At 66.8% G+C, this 17,235-nt stretch carries 17 protein-coding genes; 12 read left to right on the forward strand and 5 right to left on the reverse strand.

What is annotated here, in order from left to right; translation table 11 throughout:
• Positions 1-138 precede the first annotated feature (138 nt).
• Both pheS and pheT read left to right on the forward strand, forming a co-directional pair.
• Entirely contained in the window at positions 139-1,218 is a 1,080-nt protein-coding gene (gene pheS, locus JQN66_RS05795) for a phenylalanine--tRNA ligase subunit alpha (RefSeq protein WP_188949210.1), read from the forward strand.
• Positions 1,219-1,221: 3 nt separating this feature from the next.
• On the forward strand, positions 1,222-3,762 hold the full coding sequence (gene pheT, locus JQN66_RS05800) for a phenylalanine--tRNA ligase subunit beta (protein ID WP_204677010.1): 2,541 nt from the start codon (positions 1,222-1,224) through the stop codon (positions 3,760-3,762).
• 65 nt (positions 3,763-3,827) lie between these two features.
• Here the strand turns inward: pheT and JQN66_RS05805 are convergent, their stop codons facing one another.
• Complete coding sequence (locus JQN66_RS05805; protein ID WP_204677011.1) at positions 3,828-4,433, reverse strand: class I SAM-dependent methyltransferase; 606 nt, start codon at positions 4,431-4,433, stop codon at positions 3,828-3,830.
• Positions 4,434-4,630: 197 nt separating this feature from the next.
• On the opposite strand from JQN66_RS05805, the gene JQN66_RS05810 reads away from it, so the two are divergent.
• Positions 4,631-4,795 (forward strand): hypothetical protein, encoded by a 165-nt coding sequence (locus tag JQN66_RS05810; protein ID WP_204677012.1) that lies wholly within the window; start codon positions 4,631-4,633, stop codon positions 4,793-4,795.
• Positions 4,796-5,336: 541 nt separating this feature from the next.
• On the opposite strand, the gene JQN66_RS05815 is transcribed toward JQN66_RS05810, so the two are convergent.
• Positions 5,337-5,861 (reverse strand): phosphoribosyltransferase, encoded by a 525-nt coding sequence (locus tag JQN66_RS05815; RefSeq protein ID WP_188949213.1) that lies wholly within the window; start codon positions 5,859-5,861, stop codon positions 5,337-5,339.
• Between the two features lie 376 nt (positions 5,862-6,237).
• Here JQN66_RS05815 and JQN66_RS05820 point away from each other — a divergent pair, with 376 nt between their 5' ends.
• The 3 genes from JQN66_RS05820 to JQN66_RS05830 all read left to right on the forward strand — a co-directional run bounded on the left by JQN66_RS05820 (position 6,238) and on the right by JQN66_RS05830 (position 8,707).
• Positions 6,238-6,582, forward strand: coding sequence for a PadR family transcriptional regulator (locus JQN66_RS05820; RefSeq protein ID WP_204677013.1), 345 nt, complete (start codon positions 6,238-6,240; stop codon positions 6,580-6,582).
• Positions 6,579-6,959: a hypothetical protein gene (locus JQN66_RS05825; RefSeq protein WP_204677014.1), complete on the forward strand. Its 381-nt coding sequence runs from the start codon at positions 6,579-6,581 to the stop codon at positions 6,957-6,959. Before JQN66_RS05820 ends, JQN66_RS05825 begins: the two co-directional genes overlap by 4 nt.
• 233 nt (positions 6,960-7,192) lie before the next feature.
• Entirely contained in the window at positions 7,193-8,707 is a 1,515-nt protein-coding gene (locus JQN66_RS05830) for a DUF5129 domain-containing protein (RefSeq protein ID WP_204677015.1), read from the forward strand.
• 52 nt (positions 8,708-8,759) lie between these two features.
• On the opposite strand, the gene JQN66_RS05835 is transcribed toward JQN66_RS05830, so the two are convergent.
• From JQN66_RS05835 to JQN66_RS05840, 3 genes are all read right to left on the reverse strand, one after another.
• Entirely contained in the window at positions 8,760-9,677 is a 918-nt protein-coding gene (locus tag JQN66_RS05835; protein ID WP_239464158.1) for an amidohydrolase family protein, read from the reverse strand.
• A gap of 64 nt (positions 9,678-9,741) precedes the next feature.
• Positions 9,742-10,011 (reverse strand): hypothetical protein, encoded by a 270-nt coding sequence (locus JQN66_RS18470; RefSeq protein ID WP_239464159.1) that lies wholly within the window; start codon positions 10,009-10,011, stop codon positions 9,742-9,744.
• 95 nt (positions 10,012-10,106) lie between these two features.
• Entirely contained in the window at positions 10,107-11,075 is a 969-nt protein-coding gene (locus JQN66_RS05840; RefSeq protein WP_204677017.1) for a quinone oxidoreductase family protein, read from the reverse strand.
• A 177-nt stretch (positions 11,076-11,252) separates the two neighbouring features.
• Between JQN66_RS05840 and argC the strand changes: the two genes are divergently transcribed.
• From argC to JQN66_RS05870, 6 genes are read left to right on the forward strand one after another with little or no spacing between them, the layout of a single operon-like run.
• Entirely contained in the window at positions 11,253-12,284 is a 1,032-nt protein-coding gene (gene argC, locus JQN66_RS05845) for an N-acetyl-gamma-glutamyl-phosphate reductase (RefSeq protein WP_204677018.1), read from the forward strand.
• Between the two features lie 38 nt (positions 12,285-12,322).
• On the forward strand, positions 12,323-13,495 hold the full coding sequence (argJ, locus tag JQN66_RS05850) for a bifunctional glutamate N-acetyltransferase/amino-acid acetyltransferase ArgJ (protein ID WP_188949237.1): 1,173 nt from the start codon (positions 12,323-12,325) through the stop codon (positions 13,493-13,495).
• Between the two features lie 35 nt (positions 13,496-13,530).
• Positions 13,531-14,469 (forward strand): acetylglutamate kinase, encoded by a 939-nt coding sequence (gene argB, locus JQN66_RS05855; protein WP_188949220.1) that lies wholly within the window; start codon positions 13,531-13,533, stop codon positions 14,467-14,469.
• Between the two features lie 26 nt (positions 14,470-14,495).
• Positions 14,496-15,734: an acetylornithine transaminase gene (locus JQN66_RS05860; protein WP_204677495.1), complete on the forward strand. Its 1,239-nt coding sequence runs from the start codon at positions 14,496-14,498 to the stop codon at positions 15,732-15,734.
• A 28-nt stretch (positions 15,735-15,762) separates the two neighbouring features.
• Positions 15,763-16,722, forward strand: coding sequence for an ornithine carbamoyltransferase (gene argF / locus JQN66_RS05865; RefSeq protein ID WP_204677019.1), 960 nt, complete (start codon positions 15,763-15,765; stop codon positions 16,720-16,722).
• A gap of 2 nt (positions 16,723-16,724) precedes the next feature.
• Positions 16,725-17,228 carry an arginine repressor gene (locus tag JQN66_RS05870; protein WP_188949222.1) on the forward strand — a complete coding sequence of 168 codons (504 nt, stop codon included), beginning with the start codon at positions 16,725-16,727 and terminating at the stop codon, positions 17,226-17,228.
• Positions 17,229-17,235: the final 7 nt, after the last annotated feature.

A 17,235-nucleotide genomic window follows, 5' to 3' on the forward strand; every position in this document is an offset into this window, starting at 1 on the left:
GATTTCATCGCAGCTGCGTAAGCAGTGCCACGCTCAGGGCCCGTCATCGTTGAAACGAAGACGGGCCCTTGGCAATAGAATAGAAGCAAAGTGCTTGAACGAGTAATTACGAGATAAGAGTAAGGATCGATCGATCCCATGTCTGATCAGACAACACCAACGGCTCCGGACGCGGAGCCGAACATTCCGCACCCCACCGATGAAGCAGCGATCTCCCAGGCAGTAGAGGCCGCCCTGGCCGCCATCGAAGCCGCAGGGGACCTGAACGAGCTGAAGGAAGCGCGTCTGGCCCATACCGGCGAGAAGTCGCCGCTGTCGCTGGCCAACCGCCAGATCGGCAAGCTGGACAAGTCGGAGAAGGCCGTCGCCGGCAAGCTCGTGGGCGGCGCCCGCGGGCGGGTCAACAAGGCGCTGGCAGCTCGCACCGTGGTGCTAGAAGAGGCCGAAGCGGCCCGCATCCTCGTCGAGGAGACCGTCGACGTCACCGCGGCGCCGCGCCGCCGCCGTGCCGGCGCCCGCCACCCGCTGTCGGTGCTGCAGGACCGGGTCTCGGACATTTTCGTGGGCATGGGCTGGGAAATCGCCGAGGGCCCCGAGGTCGAATCTGAGTGGTTCAACTTCGACGCGCTGAACTTCAAGCCCGACCACCCGGCCCGCGAAATGCAGGACACCTTCTTCATCGAGCCTGCCGACGCCCATCTGGTGCTGCGCACCCACACCTCCCCGGTGCAGGTCCGCTCGATGCTCGAACGCGAGGTGCCGGTCTACGTGCTCTGCCCGGGACGCACCTTCCGCACCGACGAGCTCGACGCCACCCACACCCCGGTCTTCCACCAGTTCGAAGGCCTGGCCGTTGACAAGGGCCTGACCATGGCCGACCTGCGCGGAACCCTGGAGCACTTCGCACGCCAGATGTTCGGCGCGGAAGCGCAGATCCGCCTGCGCCCGGCCTACTTCCCGTTCACCGAGCCGAGCGCCGAACTCGACATCTGGCACCCGGGCGCCAAGGGCGGCCCGCGCTGGATCGAGTGGGGCGGCTGCGGCATGATCAACCCGAACGTGCTGCGCGCCGCCGGCATCGACCCGGAGGAATACTCCGGCTTCGCCTTCGGCATGGGCATTGAACGTACGCTCATGTTCCGCAACGACGTCCCGGACATGCACGACATGATCGAGGGCGACGTCCGTTTCAGCCAGCACTTCGGGATGGAGATCTAAGTTATGCGTATTCCACTTTCCTGGCTGCGCGAGTACACGCAGCTTCCGGCCGATGCCTCGGCCGAAGACCTCATGGCGGACCTGGTCAAGGTCGGCCTGGAGGAAGAAGACGTCCACCGCCCCTCCGACGAGCTTTCCGGCCCGATCGTGGTCGGCCAGGTGCTCTCCCTGGTCAAGGAGGAAGCCTCCAACGGCAAAACCATCAACTGGTGCCAGGTCCGCGTGGTGCCCGAAGGCGCCGAGCAGACCCTGACCGGCAAGGGCATCGACCCGACCGGGGTGCAGGGCATCGTGTGCGGCGCGCACAACTTCGTCGAGGGCGACAAGGTGGTCGTCACGCTTCCGGGCGCGGTGCTGCCGGGCGACTTCAAGATCTCCCCGCGCAAGACCTACGGCCACACCTCGGCCGGCATGATCGCCTCCTCGCGCGAGCTGGGCATCGGCGACGACCACGACGGCATCATCGTGCTCTCCCGCCTGGGCCTGGATCCGGAGCTGGGCACCGACGTGTTCGAGCTCTTCGGCCTGGATGACCAGGCTGCGGAAATCAACGTCACCCCGGACCGCGGCTACTGCTTCTCGATCCGCGGCGTGGCCCGCGAATACGGGCTGGCCACCGGCACCGACTACACCGATCCGGCCTCCAAGGTCCAGGTCACCGACGCCGTCGAGGCCGGCCACCCGGTGGTGCTGGACGACCAGGCGCCGATCTACGGCGTGGCCGGCTGCACCCGCTTCGTGACCCGCGAGGTTGCCGGCATCGACCCGACGCGCCCGACCCCGCGCTGGATGGCTTCGCGCCTGCAGCTGGCCGGCATGCGCTCGATCTCCCTGCCGGTGGACATCTCCAACTACGTGATGCTGGAGCTGGGCGCCCCGCTGCACTTCTACGATGCTGACAAGCTCACCGGCGCGATCACCGTGCGCCGCGCCGCGGCCGGGGAGAAGCTCACCACCCTGGATGAGAAGGACCGCGAGCTGTCGCCAGAGGACCTGCTGATCACCGACGAATCGGGCGCCATCGGCATTGCCGGCGTCATGGGCGGCGCCAGCACCGAGGTCTCGGATGCGACCTCCCGCGTGCTGATCGAGGCCGCGCACTTCGACGCGGTGTCCATCGCCCGCTCGCGCCGCCGCCACAAGCTGCCCTCCGAAGCGTCCAAGCGCTTCGAGCGCGGGGTGGACCCGCGCATCATGCAGATCGCCGCGCAGCGCGCAGTTGACCTGCTGGTCGAGCTGGCCGGCGGCACCGAGACAGCTAAGGTCACTGACGCCGGCGCCGTGCCGGAGGCCGCGCAGATTCTGCTGCCCGCGGGCTTCGCCTCGGCGCTGATCGGCGTGGACTACTCCGACGCGCAGATCATCTCCGCGCTGGAGGGCATCGGCGCGCAGGTCTCGCAGGACGCCGCGGGCTTCACCGTGACCGCCCCGAGCTGGCGCCCGGACCTGGCCATCAAGGAGGACCTGGTTGAAGAGGTCGCCCGCGTGATCGGCTACGACCAGATTCCGGCGACCCTGCCGGTGGCGCCCCCGGGCCGCGGCCTGAGCCGCTCGCAGTCCCAGCGCCGCCGCGTGCTGCAAGGCCTGGCCGACGTCGGCATGACCGAGGTGCTCAGCTACCCGTTCGTCTCGCAGGCGCAGAACAACACCTTCGGCGCCGCGCAGGCAGGCACCCCGGTCAAGGCCATCACCCTGGCCAACCCGATCTCCAAGGAATTCCGCTTCCTGCGCACCTCGCTGCTGCCTGGGCTGCTGGACACAGCACGCCGCAACCACGGCCGCGGCTTCCGCGACCTGGCCCTGTACGAGGGCGGCCTGGTCTTCCTGCCGGGCGAGCAGCTGGGCTCCAGCGTGCTGCCTCCGCTGGGCGCCAAGCCGAGCGACGAGGTGCTGGCCGAGCTCTTCGCCGGCGTGCCGAACCAGCCATGGCAGATCGCCGGCGTGTTCACCGGCCACGAGGCCCCGGCCGCCGCCGGGTTCGCCCCGCGTGCCTGGGACTGGGCCGACGCACTGGATGCGGCGCGCACCGTCGCAGACCTGCTGGGCACGCAGCTGGAGATCGCCCAAGGCAGCCACCAGGCATTCCACCCGGGCCGTGCGGCAGCGCTGAAGCTGGATGGCCAGATTGTCGGCTACGCCGGCGAGCTGCATCCTGCGCTGCTCAAGGACGCCGATCTTCCGGCGCGCACCGTGGCCTTCGAACTGAACGCCGCGGCCGTAATGGATGCGGCCCCGGCCGTGGTTGTCGCAGGGCACCTGTCCACCCAGCCGCTGGCCACCCAGGACGTTGCCCTGGTCGTGGACCGCGAGGTCGTGGCCGGCGATGTGCTGGCAGCACTGCGCGAAGGCGCCGGCGAGCTGCTGGAAGACGTCGCGCTGTTCGACGTCTACGAGGGCAAGGGCATCGAGGACGGCAAGAAGTCGCTAGCCTTCGGCCTGCGTTTCCGCGCCACCGACCGCACCCTGACCGCGGACGAGGCTTCTGAGGCGCGAGCCGCCGCGGTGGCCGTGGCCGCCGCGAAGTTCGGAGCCGTCCAGCGCTAGCTGCGACTGCGTGCTACGCCCCGTTGCCCTGGATCTGCAGGGAAACGGGGCGTTTGCCATTTCCGCTAGCGATACAGGAAGCGGTACCAGTGCGGCCTGGTCCTCTTCTGGAGCCAGCCTAGCCCACGCGTGTCGGCGGGGTAGTCGTCGATGAGGGCCCACTGGGAAAGGACGTCCTCCAGTTCTTCGCGGGAGATTCCTCCGATGAAGGAAGAGAAACGGGAATTGTCGAATTGCAGGCTCAGGAAGGTCGCACCGGGTGCGGCGAGCCTGCCGACCTCCTGCCCATAGCGGGTGCGGGCGGCGTCGGACAGGCCCTGCAGGCATCCGGAGTCCAGGGAGAAATCGAAGCCGGCAGCCAGTTCGGACAGGTCGGTGACGTCAGCCTGTACGTAGGTCTCGTGCGGCCCCGCCTGCCGACGGGCACGGACCAGCGGCAGTTGCTGCGCATCCACGCCCACCACCTCGAAGCCTGCCGCAGCCATTCGGCGGCCGTGGATTCCGCTGCCGCAGCCCAGGTCAATGGCCCGGGGGAGGAAGCCGGGGGAATCGCCGGCATGCTGCTCGAATTCACTGCGCAGCTGATGCTCGAAGTTGTCACCGTGGATCTTGGCGTAGTGCTCCCACGGGTGGAGGCCCAATCGGTAGGAAAGGCCGTAATTGATCTCCATGAGTTTCCCTCCGCCGCATTTGAGGTGTTGGGAGCATTATGGCCCCGGAACGGCACTGTGGCTAGGAAGCAAACGAGTGCCCAGCGTGTAGCCACGGGCTAGACTTGTGGCTTGGGTTTATTCGATGCGAAAAGGGGGAACGCATGTCGGCTGCGCGGAAAACAGGGGCTTGCCTGCTCGTTTTGGTTCTGGGAGCCATGGCTGTCGTGGCGGCCATCGCCCTTGCCTGGGGAGCGGTGCTGCTGATCCAACGCGGGGCGGGAACGCATCTGGACGAACCGGCGCAGGACCAGCAGCGCGAACAGGAATTCAGGGACGGTTACAAGCCCTCTTCTGCTACCTCGGAGTCTGCGGACAGGTAGGGATTCGGTGAGAGCCGCTGGGAGTGGGGGTCTGCGGCCTCCGCGTCGGTACGCTGCCGGGTGCAAGCGCTGCGGACCAGAAACCTGAGCACACCTGAATAGTTCTCGAAAGTACTGGCGAGCACCGATGCGGCGCCCGCTCCGCCGGCAATGCCAGGCCCTGCGGGAGCATCAGGGGCTTTATTCCCCGTTCCCGAATCGCGGCTCCACCCATAAGCAGACTTCCACGGATTCGAGATTGCGTGGGGTTGCGAAAATTCCGTTGGCGTATTACCTGCCGGGTGATCAACCCCTGAATTCCCGCGGCGCGCAGCGCCATTTCCCTGCCCCGCGGCAGTCGGGAAGCTGTTCAGGTCTCGCTGGTGCAGGTCACGGCAGCTCCTCGCAGAGTGCCGGCAAGCCTGGCCCGGAAATCATGGTCTGCGGCGGGAGCAGCGAGCAGGTACGCGGGCACGGGCTTTCGGCCAGCTTAAAGACGAATGCCGAGGGATGGAACACGGGGTTCACATTCCTCGGCATGCCGGCAGGGTCCTTGGCGGATCTAGCTGCCGGATACGGTCTTTTCCACCGGTGGCAAATCGGACCATGGGAAGGTGATCCACTTGTCGGTGCGGCGCCACTCGTAGTCCGGAACCATGATGGTGCGCGGCTTGGTGTAGAGGCAGACGGTCTTGACGTTTGCGCCCCATTCAGAGATGAGGTCGACGACCTTGGCCAAGGTGCGCCCCGAATCCGAGACGTCGTCAACAAGCAAGACGTTCTTACCGTGCAACGCTCCCTCGTCCAGCATCGGGGGGAGCACGACTGGTTCCGGAAGGACGGTGCCGATGCCGGTGTAGAACTCCACGTTCAGGGCACCGCAGGCCTTGGCTCCCAGGGCGTAGGCGATGGAACCAGCCAACAGCAGTCCGCCGCGGGCGATTGCCACGACAACGTCGGTTTCGAATCCGCTGTCAACAACGGTCTGGGCCAGTTCGCGGGATGCCACGCCGAAGGTGTCCCAGGTGAGAACTTCGCGTTCGGCTTCAGGAAGTACGGCCGCGCCGGAATCATCAATGCTAGTCATCCTCCAATTTTACAGCCACTTGTAACCCACGTTGACATGAGGGGGTTTCATCCTTTCGGATTCCGGGAGGTCTCGACCCTGCTCATTGCACGTCTGATATGCGACGAAGCATCGAATTGGCAACTGGGCAGCCTGCGCGGTTCCGTGCGAAGTGTTACCCGCATCTCTGATATTTCCGTGCACCTGCGCTTCCGCACAGTGGGCCGAGCGGACACAGGGGCCAGAGCTCCGGGACGGGGCCACCTCGAAGGACGCGGGGGCACCGGCGGCCAGGCGCGACTTCGGGCGCCGTGGCGCGTCAAGCAGTTTGTATCTTCGGCAGTCATATTCGGTCTACTGGGTTGCAACACTACCTAGCTAGTGAGACTATCTAAGAGTGGAAGATTTCGAGGACTACCCCGAGCTGACGAGGGCCGCGCTCCCGCAGGCGGTGCTTTCGGTGCTGAGCCACGGAGAGAATCACGGGTACGCCATTGCCGAGGCGCTTCGCCGGCACGGGTTCACGCGCATCAAGGGAGGGACGCTCTACCCGTTGCTGAAACGGCTGGAAGAGCAGAAGCTGACGCAGCACCTCTGGGCGCACGAGCATGCGGGGCCTCCTCGCAAGCTCTTCAAGCTCACGCCGCAAGGCGAGGCGGAACTTCAACGTGCTGAAGCCGCCTGGGCGGGCATGACGCACGCCTTGTCCGAGATTCGAACGACAAGCCAGGAGAAATCGTGAATTACGAACGGAACTTGACCTTCAACCTGCGGATGCAGGGCATGCCGGAGTCGGAGATAGCTGAGACGCTCAAAGAGGTTCGATCCCATGAGGCTACGACGGGCGCATCCGCCGAGGCGGAATTCGGTCCCGCCGAGGAGTACGCCAAGCAATTTCCCAAGCGGAAGCGACGTACGAAGGGGCGCGCCATCGTCACCGCTGGATTGATGCTGGCGGTTGCCTACCTGCTTTTCGCTTTCTTGGGCAAACCGCTCGCGGGCATCGATATCCGCGACTACGTCGGACCGCTGGTACTGCTTCCGGCGGTAGCGATCATCGCCGTGGGCATGCTCCTCGGATTCCTGGTGGACTACTTCCAGCCAGCCCGGTCCGCATAGTGCGGCAGGCATCCACGAGTCGGGCGGAGCAGGGGCATTGATCCTTGAATTCTTGGTGGCGTTCCGAATGCGCCGCGCTGCTTCTTCCCCTTGGCGGCGCACCGTGCCGTGGCTGACTTCTGGCGATATCTGGGAACTTGATACGGGTTCAAGACATCGCCTGAAATAGGCGATACGATGGCCTAAATCAATCGTCGGGAAGATCGACCCGCTATTCGACCGGAGTTCTGCACATGCAATTTCGCCGCTATTTGACTCGATGCTCCGCCACGGCCGCCGTGGCGGTGCTGGGATTCTCGCCGGTATGGCCTGCGGCTGCCGCCAGCGCTTCCGCCGTCGGCATCGCCGCCGGAGCAAACCTGGAGGGTGTCAGCGTTTACGACACCGCGGATGTCCTGAATGATGAGAAGATCAAGGACGCCATGGCGGGTATCGACTTCAACGAACCTACCAAGGTTGCGGTCTTTTCTCGCGAAGGCAAGAACTCCGACGACATCAACACCGAAACCCTCACGTTCGCACGGGATGCGCATCCGGAATGGATCTCGCAAGATCCCGAGGACTACGGCGACTACTGGGCCGATGGATACTTCATCATCACGCTTTCGGTCGAGGGACCGGGCGACGGCCAGATCGGCACCTACTTCGGTGAAGACCGCAAGGTCTCCACGGGCCAGATGGAATCCATCCACAAGGCCGGGTACGAGGACTTCAATCTCTCACGCTGGACCGACGGCGTCATCGCCGTCGGCGCCAAGGGTGCGAAGATCATGAACCGGCCTTGGTACAAGAACCCGGCCCTTTGGATCACCACGGGCGTCGCCGGCGGCGCAGCGGGAGTGACAGGCCTGGCGGCCTTCGGCATTCGGGCTTCGCGGCGCAAGGAGTTCGCGGCGCACCTCGACTCCGGCAGGGAGCATCTGGGCAACGTGTCCATGGATCTGGACGCCACCGAGCTATCCGCCCGCACCCTGCCGAGCGGCTCACGCCATGCGGCGGACCTTGAACGGCGATTTGCCGATTTCATGGTCGACTACCGTTCGCTGTTCACCCGGCAGCAGGAGCTGGAAGCGGCCACGAAGAAAACCAGGTCCTCCACGTCCGGCGTCGCTCGCTCCAAGGACTTCAACGACACCGCACAGCAGTTGGACGCGACGGATGACGCAATCATCGCCGCGGCGGCGCTGTACACCAGGTCTGCCACGTGGCAAGATGCGTGGCGGGCGCAGGTTGCCCCGATCCTTGAGGACCTGGAGGAACTTCCGCAGCTGCTCGACGACACGGACAAGAAGCTGGGCCCGGCCGGGAGCGCGTTGCGCTCATTTGCCGCAACAGCGCAGCAGGAGGTGCAGGACATCGGCACGGATCTGGCCGCGCAGGCGATCGACGTCGATACCGCCCTGGACCGGCTCAGCGAGCTGCGCAAGCAATTGACCGAACGGCTTGAAGCCTATGCCACCGCACGGATCGGCGCCTACGCCAAGTCCAAGGCCGAGGAAAAGGAAATGCGCGAGTCGATGCGCCAGCAGCGCTACGCCGCCACCGGAACCCGCGGCGGCGGATCGATCCTGGACGTGACCAGCCCGGCAGAGCTTTTTTGGCGGGTGGGCGCATTCAACATCGGCTACCATTCCGCAGTCAGTGCGGTGGACAGCTCCCGCCAAGCTGCCAGCTCGTCCTCAGGGGTGTCCAGCGGTTATTCCGGGGGCGGCAGCTTCTCGGGGGCGGGTGGTTCTTCCCGCTTCTAGGGATCTGCATCCGACGCCCACGAGAGGGCAGTTGCACCGGCATGCGGTGGGGCTAGTGCGCTGCGCGCACCTGGGCCAGCAGTCGCTGCGGTGTTTCCCAGAGGACCTCGCGCATCCATTGGTCGCCCAGGCCCAACGCATCGAGGGCCTGGATCTGGTGGCTGTAGGGGTAGGGGATGTTGGGGAAGTCGGTGCCGAGCACCACCTTGCCCGCCAACGCCGCCAGCAGCGAGCCATAACCCTCTGGCATGGGAGCGAACTGCTCCGTGAAGTCGGTAGCCAGCATGGTGGTATCCAGGTAGACATTCGGGTGGGCCAGTGCCAGCTCGGCGAACTCGCGGTAATCCGGCAAGCCCGCATGGGCGATGACCAGAACCAGATCCCCATGTCGTTCCAGCAGCCGGCGAATGGGCTCGATGCCCGTGTGATCTCCCTGGTGAGGGCCGTTCCCGCAGTGGATGACCACCGGGGTGCGCGCCTCGGCCACCAGCTGCCAGGCACGGTCCAGCAACGGGTCGTTCGGGTCGAAGTTTCCGACTTGGACATGGATCTTGAAGACTTCGACACCCGACTCGAGGCAGTCTTTGACCTGTTGCTCGGCGCCGGCCTCGGGATAAAAGGTGCCGGAGGCGATCGCCTGCGGGTGGTGCGCCGCGAAGTTCCGCGAGTACTCATTGAGCCAGCCGGCCATGCCCGGGCGGTGCGCGTAGTTCAAGGTGCTGAACCGGGCGACTCCCAGCTGTTCGAGGGTGGCGACGCGGTGCGCCTCGTCGGTGCGGTAGCTGATCGGCCAAGGCAGGTCGCCGTGCGCTTCGCGGCCGTCGAAGAACTCCCAGACCTTGTCCAGCACATTCTGCGGCATGAAATGCACATGCAGATCAATCAGCCCCGGAAGGCCCAACCGTTCCAGATAGTCCTGGATCTCTGCATCGTTGGCGGGGCTTCGCTGCTCCCGGGAAAGGTCTTCCACTAGTGTGCTCCGAGGGTCGTCGTTGTGAGGGGATTGGGTGGCCGGCTGGAGGCCGGAAACCGGACTAGGCCAGCAGCATCGCGGTCTGGGCAATGGCGGAAACCAGGAATACCAGCGTCCAGGCGAAGAGCGCCCAATCGCTGGGGCCGAAGGAGGAGAAGACGTTGGCGAAACGCCGGAGCACGCTGGTGCGCTGGATGGCCTTGGCCTGCGCCGGTCCTCGCCGGTCCCGATGGACGTGGCGGCCTGAACCGCCGTCCGAGTCCTCGGACCGGGAACTGAACACGGCATAAAACAGCAGCAGGAACATGCCCGCTCCGAGGAGCAAGGACACCGCCAATGAAACCAACAGCTCGCCTTTCGGGAAAATGTCAATGGAAGGAAACGGGCCGCCGCGACCCGCAGGCACTGCGACGGCCGGTGCCGAGGCTAGGGAACAAGCAGCACCTTGCCCGTAGTGGCGCGGGACTCCAGCGCGGTGTGGGCCGCCGAAGCCTCGGCCAGCGGGAAGCTCGCTCCGATGCGCACGTCCAGCTTGCCTTCGGAAGCCCAGCGGAAGATGTCGCCGAAGCGCCAGTGCATTTCGTATTCAGTGGCAATGAAGTCGTCGAGCTTCGGGCGGGTGACGGTCAGCGAACCGCCGGCGTTCAACCGCTGCAGGTTGAAATCGGGCACCTGGCCGCTGGCCCCGCCGAACAGCACCAGGGTGCCGCGGCGCCGCAGCGCGGCCAGCGAGGTGTCGAAGGTGTCCTTGCCGATGCCGTCGTAGACCGCATGCACCCCCTGGCCGTCGGTGACCTCCTCGACGGTGGCCGCCACCTGGTCGTAGCCCACCACGTAGTCTGCTCCGGCGGCCTTGGCCAGGTCTTTCTTCTCCTGGGTGCTGGCGGTGGTGATCACCGTGGCACCCTTCAGCTTGAGCAGCTGGGTCAGCAGCAGCCCCACCCCGCCAGCTCCTGCGTAGGTCAGGACGATGTCTCCCTCGCGCACGATATAGCTGGAATGCACCAGGTAGTGGGCGGTCATGCCCTGCAGCGGCAGCGCGGCGGCCACCTGCAGGTCCACTGCATCGGGGACGTGCCCGGCCCGGGCGGCGTCGACCACCGCGTAGTGGGCGTAGCTGGCGGTGCCGGAAGCGGTCGCCACCCGGTCCCCGACATTGAAGTTCTGCACGCCCTCGCCGACCTCGGTGATGATCCCGGAGAATTCGGAGCCCGGCGTGAAGGGGTAATCGACCTTGTAGGTGCCGCTGCGCTGGTAGGTTTCGATGAAGTTGACCCCGATCGCGGCGACCTTCACCTGGATCTGTCCGGGCCCCGCGGCCGGAACCGGAGACTGCCCCAGAACCAGTCCCTTGGCATCCGATGGTTCGTCAACGAGTATGGCTTGCTGCTGCATGGGGGAGCGCTCCTGTGGAAGAATGACGTCGACCCGTATGGACGGGCCCCTACTAGGGCCAGTCTATGACTCGAGCCTGCGCAGCGGCTGATCGAGAGCGTCCATGTCGTCGTTCATGACAAACCATGTTATGAATATTTATTAGCCTCAATGCATATTTTGCGGTAGAATCTGGTCATGACGATTTCAGTTGCTGTCTCCGGTGCCAGCGGGTACGCCGGCGGCGAGGTCCTGCGCATCCTTGCCGCCCACCCCGACGTAGAAATTGGCGCCATCACCGCGCATTCCCAGGCCGGGCAGCGCCTGGGCGGCATCGCGCCGCACCTGCATGCGCTCGCCGACCGGGTGCTGGTGGACACCACCGTGGAAAACCTCGCCGGGCACGACGTCGTCTTCCTGGCCCTGCCGCACGGCGCCAGCGCCGCAGTGGCGCAGCAGCTGCCCGAATCGACCCTGGTCATCGACGCCGGAGCCGACTTCCGCCTGGAATCCGCCGAGGCCTGGGAGAAGTTCTACGGCACCAAGCACGCCGGATCCTGGCCCTACGGCCTGCCCGAGCTTCCCGGCCAGCGCGAAAAGCTGGTCGGCGCCAAGCGCATCGCGGTGCCCGGCTGCTATCCGACCGGTGGCCAGCTTTCGCTGGCGCCTGGCTTCGCGGCCAACCTGCTGGAACCCGACGACGTGGTGATCGTGTCCGCCTCGGGCACCTCCGGCGCGGGCAAGAGCGCCAAGACCCACCTGCTGGGCGCCGAAGTCATGGGCTCCATGAGCACCTACGGCGTGGGTGGCGTGCACCGGCACATCCCGGAGATGGAGCAGGGCTTCTCCAAGCTCGCCGGGGAACCTGTCACCGTGTCCTTCACCCCGACCCTCGCCCCGATGCCGCGCGGCATCCTGACCACCGCCACCGCCAAGGTGAAGCCCGGTGTGACCGAAGCGCAGCTGCGCGCGGCCTGGTCCGCGGCCTACGACCATGAGCTGTTTGTCCATCTGCTGCCCGAGGGCCAATGGCCGACCACCGGCGCGGTACAGGCAAGCAACCACGTCCAGCTGCAGCTGGCCTTCGACACCCACGCCAACCGCGTGATCGTCTCGGTCGCGCTGGACAACCTGACCAAGGGCACCGCAGGTGCCGCAGTCCAGTCGATGAACATCGCGCTGGGACTGGAAGAAAACACCGGATTGCTCATGCAAGGAGTCGCACCGTGAGCCTCGCCCACACCAACACCCACCCATCCGCCAACGCCCTGGGCGTCACCGCCCCGGCAGGCTTCACCGCCGCGGGCGTGCCGGCAGGACTGAAGTCCACCGGCAAGAACGACGTGGTCGTGGTGCGCAACCTCGGGCCGGACTTCGCCGCGGCCGGCGTCTTCACCTCGAACCGCGTGGCCGCCGCTCCGGTCAAGTGGTCCCGCCAGGTGCTGGCCGACGGCCGCATCGACGCGGTGCTGCTGAACTCCGGCGGCGCCAACGCCTGCACCGGCGCGGAGGGCTTCGGCAACACCCACCGCAGCGCCGAATACGTGGCGGACCTGCTGAAGATCTCCGCCGGCGACGTGGCGGTGGCTTCCACCGGCCTGATCGGCCAGCAGCTTCCCATGGACAAGCTGCTGCCGGGCATCGCGCAGGCCGTCGGCAAGCTGGCCGGCAGCCAGGATGCCTCCGACCAGGCGGCCGCCGGCATCATGACCACCGACTCCGTGTCCAAGCAGGTCAGCCGCGTGGTGGGGGATTCCACCAGCGGCCAGGCCATCATCGGCGGCATGGCCAAGGGCGCGGGCATGCTCGCCCCGGCGCTGGCCACCATGCTGGTCGTGTTGACCACCGACGCGGTGCTCACCAGCGAGCAGCTGGACGCCGCGCTGCGCAGCGCCACCGCGATGAGCTTCGACCGCGCTGACTCCGACGGCTGCATGTCCACCAATGACACGGTGCTGCTGCTGGCCTCCGGCGCCTCGGGCATCACCCCGGACACGGCCGAGTTCACCGCGGCGCTGACCGACGCCTGCCAGGAGCTGGCAGCCCGGTTGATCGACGATGCCGAAGGCGCGGACCACACCATCGCGATCCGCACCTTCAACGCCGCCACCGAAGCCGATGCGCTGGAGGTCTCCAAGGCCGTCTCGCGCTCCAACCTGGTCAAGACCGCGGTCTTCGGCAAGGACCCGAACTGGGGACGCGTGCTCTCCGAGGTCGGCACCACCGCCGCGGCCTTCGACCCGGACGAGCTGAACGTCGCGATCAACGGCGTGTGGGTCTGCAAGAACGGCGGGGTGGGCGAGGACCGCTCGCTGGTCTCGCTCGAAGACCGCAACGTCACCATCGACATCGACCTGAACGCGGGCACCGCGCAGGCCACGGTGCTGACCAACGACCTGACCCACGACTACGTCCACGAGAACTCCGCCTACTCCAGCTAGGCGCGTCCCTTCAACAAGGACAAAGGAAGAGCATCATGCCTGAGAACACCCGCACCGACGTCGGCCTGGCCCAGCGCAAGGCCGAGGCGCTGATCGAGGCGCTGCCCTGGATCCAGCGTTTCGCCGGCACCACCATGGTCATCAAGTACGGCGGCAACGCCATGGTCAACGACGAGCTGCGCCGCGCCTTCGCGGAGGACATCGTGTTCCTGCGCCACGCCGGGATCAACCCGGTGGTGGTGCACGGCGGCGGCCCGCAGATCAACAAGATGCTCGACACCCTGGGCATCGAGTCGGAGTTCCGCGGCGGGCTGCGGGTCACCACCCCGGAAGCCATGGACGTGGTGCGCATGGTGCTCACCGGCCGGGTGCAGCGCGATCTGGTCGGCTTGATCAACTCGCACGGCCCCTACTCCGTGGGCATGTCCGGCGAGGACGGCGCCACCCTGCAGGCCATCCGCACCGGCACCATCGTTGACGGGCTGCCCGTGGACCTGGGGCTGGTCGGCGAGGTCACCCGGGTGCGCACCGACCAGGTGGACTCGCTCATCGACGCCGGGATGATCCCGGTGGTCTCCACCGTGGCCCCGGAATTCGACGCCGAGGGCGAACCGACCGGCGCGGTGCTCAACGTCAACGCCGACACCGCCGCCGGCGCCCTGGCCACCGCGTTGGGCGCCTCCAAGCTGGTGATCCTCACCGATGTGGAGGGCCTCTACAGCGCCTGGCCCGACAAGTCCTCGCTGATCACGTCCATCACCAACGACGAGCTGCGCGAGATGCTGCCGGGCCTGGAATCGGGCATGATCCCCAAGATGGGCGCCTGCCTGGATGCCGTGGACTCCGGCGTGGGCCAGGCCCACATCGTGGACGGGCGCGAACCGCACTCCATGCTGCTTGAAATCTTCACCGCCGCCGGCGTGGGCACCCAGGTGGTCCCCGCCGCCCCAACGAACCAGAAGGACCAGAAGTGAGCGAGACCGCCGCCTCCACCGACGCAATGCCCAGCGAGAACTCCAGGGCCGCGGACCTGGCCGGGCTGGGCAACCAGTCCTCGGCCGCGCTGGCCGAGCGCTACTCCAACAGCCTGCTGGGCGTGTTCGGCGCCCCGCAGCGGGTGCTGGTGCGCGGAGCCGGCTGCCATGTGTGGGATGCCGACGGCAACCAGTACCTGGATCTGCTCGGCGGTATCGCGGTGAACACCCTCGGCCACGCCAACCCGCTGCTGACCTCCGTGATCACCTCGCAGCTGGCCACCTTAGGGCACGTGTCCAACTTCTTCACCTCGCCCACGCAGATCGCGCTGGCCGAGAAGCTGCTGCAGATCTCCGCCGCCCCGGCCGGCTCCAAGGTGTTCTTCGCGAACTCCGGCACCGAGGCCAACGAGGCCGCGCTGAAGCTCACCCGGCGCAACGCCGGCACCGAGCAGGCTCCGCGCACCAAGGTCATCGCCCTGGAGCACGCATTCCACGGCCGCACCCTGGGCGCGCTGTCGCTGACCTACAAGGAAAAGTACCGCGCCCCGTTCGCCCCGCTGCCGCAGAACGTCACCTGGATCCCCGCCGGGGACATCCAGGCGCTGCGCGACGCGGTAGACGAGACCGTCTCTGCGGTGTTCATCGAGCCGATCCAGGGCGAAGCCGGCGTGCTGGAGCTGTCCGGCGAGTACCTGCAGGCGGCCCGCGAGATCACCTCCGAGGCCGGCGCGCTGCTGGTCTTCGACGAGGTGCAGACCGGCATGGGCCGCACCGGCGAGTTCTTCGCCTCCGCGCCGGTGATCCCTGATGTCATGACCCTGGCCAAGGGCCTGGGCGGCGGCTTCCCGATCGGCGCGATGATCGTGTTCGGCGAGGAAAACACCGCATGGCTGACCCCTGGGGACCACGGCACCACCTTCGGCGGCAACCCGGTGGCCTGCGCCGCCGGCTTGGCGGTCATCCACACCATCGAGAAGGACAACCTGCTGGCCCACGTGCGCGACACCGGCGCCTGGCTGCGCGAGCAGCTGGCCGGAGTGCAGGGCGTGGGCGCGGTACGCGGCGCCGGCCTGCTCAACGCCTTCGAGCTCACGGCCGGCTCGGCGCCGGCAATGGTCGCCGCCGCGCTGGACGCCGGCTTCATCATCAACGCCACCGACGAGCGCACCATCCGCCTGGCCCCGCCGCTGGTGGTCACCCGCGAGCAGCTGGCTACCTTCATCGCGGCGCTGCCCGGCCTGCTGGCCGCGGCCGCAGCCTGAGCGACCTACTGACTTTAAGGAACACACCATGAGCACAACCCGCCACTTCCTGACCGACCTGGACTTCAGCCAGGCCGAGCAGACCAAGGTGCTGGACCTGGCACTGGCCATGAAGGCCGACAAGTACGGCTACACCCCGTACGCCGGCCCGCAGACCGTCGCGGTCTTCTTCGACAAGACCTCCACCCGCACCCGGGTCTCCTTCCACGCCGGCATCGCCGAGCTGGGCGGCAGCCCGCTGATCATCAACTCCGCCGAGTCCCAGCTGGGCCACAAGGAATCCATCTCCGACTCGGCCAAGGTGCTCGAGCGCATGGTCTCCACCATCGTGTGGCGCACCTACGCACAGTCCGGCCTGGAGGAAATGGCGCAGAATTCCTCGGTGCCGGTGATCAACGCGCTGTCCGACGACTACCACCCGTGCCAGCTGATCGCCGACCTGCTCACGGTGCGCGAGCACAAGGGCGCGCTGGCCGGCCTGAAGATGACCTACCTGGGCGACGCGGCCAACAACATGGCCAACTCCTACCTGCTGGCCGGTGTCACCGCGGGCATGCACGTGGCGATCGCCGGACCGGAGGGCTACCTGCCGGCGGACTCCATCGTCGCCGCCGCCAAGGAGCGCGCCGCGCTCACCGGCGGCTCGGTCACCATCACCACCGATGCGGCCGCCGCGCTGCAGGACGCCGACGTGGTCGCCACCGACACCTGGGTCTCCATGGGCCAGGAGGAGGAAAAGGAAGCACGCCTGTCGCTGTTCACCGACTACTCGGTCACCTCCGCGGCGATGAAGCACGCCAAGGACGATGCCATCGTGCTGCACTGCCTGCCGGCCTACCGCGGCTACGAGATCGAGGCCGACGTCATCGACGGCCCGCAGTCGGTCGTGTTCGACGAGGCGGAGAACCGCGTGCACGCGCAGAAGGCCGTCATGACGTGGCTCATGGTCGCCTCCGGCCTGGCCGAAGACGCCCGGGTGGAGCTGTAGCCATGGCTTCGCAGCCCAGTACGAAAACCGCCCGCCAGGCGCGCATCCGCGCCTTCCTGGGCAACAACTCGGTCAAGTCCCAGGCCGAGCTGCTCGGCCTGCTCAAGGACGACGGACTGGAGGTCACCCAGGCAACGCTCTCGCGCGACCTGGTGGAGATCGGTGCGGTGCGCATCCGCGACAACCTGGGCCAGCTGATTTACGCGGTGCGCCAGGAAGGCGGGGACCGCTCCCCGCAGACCGCCATCACCCAGGAAGTGCTGGACGCGCGCCTGGCCAAGATCTGCGCCGAGCAACTGGTCACGGCCGAGGCTTCCGGGAACATCGTGGTGCTGCGCACCCCGCCGGGCGCCGCGAACCTGCTGGCCCTGGCCATCGACCACTCGCAGATGCCCTCGATTCTCGGCTGCATCGCCGGGGACGACACGATCATGGTCACCACCAGGCAGGTGGACGGCGGCGCGGACGTCGCCGCCCGCTTCCTGCAGCTGGCCGAACCGAGCTAGAACACCG

The organism is Glutamicibacter protophormiae, assembly GCF_016894325.1.
Lineage (GTDB): Bacteria > Actinomycetota > Actinomycetes > Actinomycetales > Micrococcaceae > Glutamicibacter > Glutamicibacter protophormiae.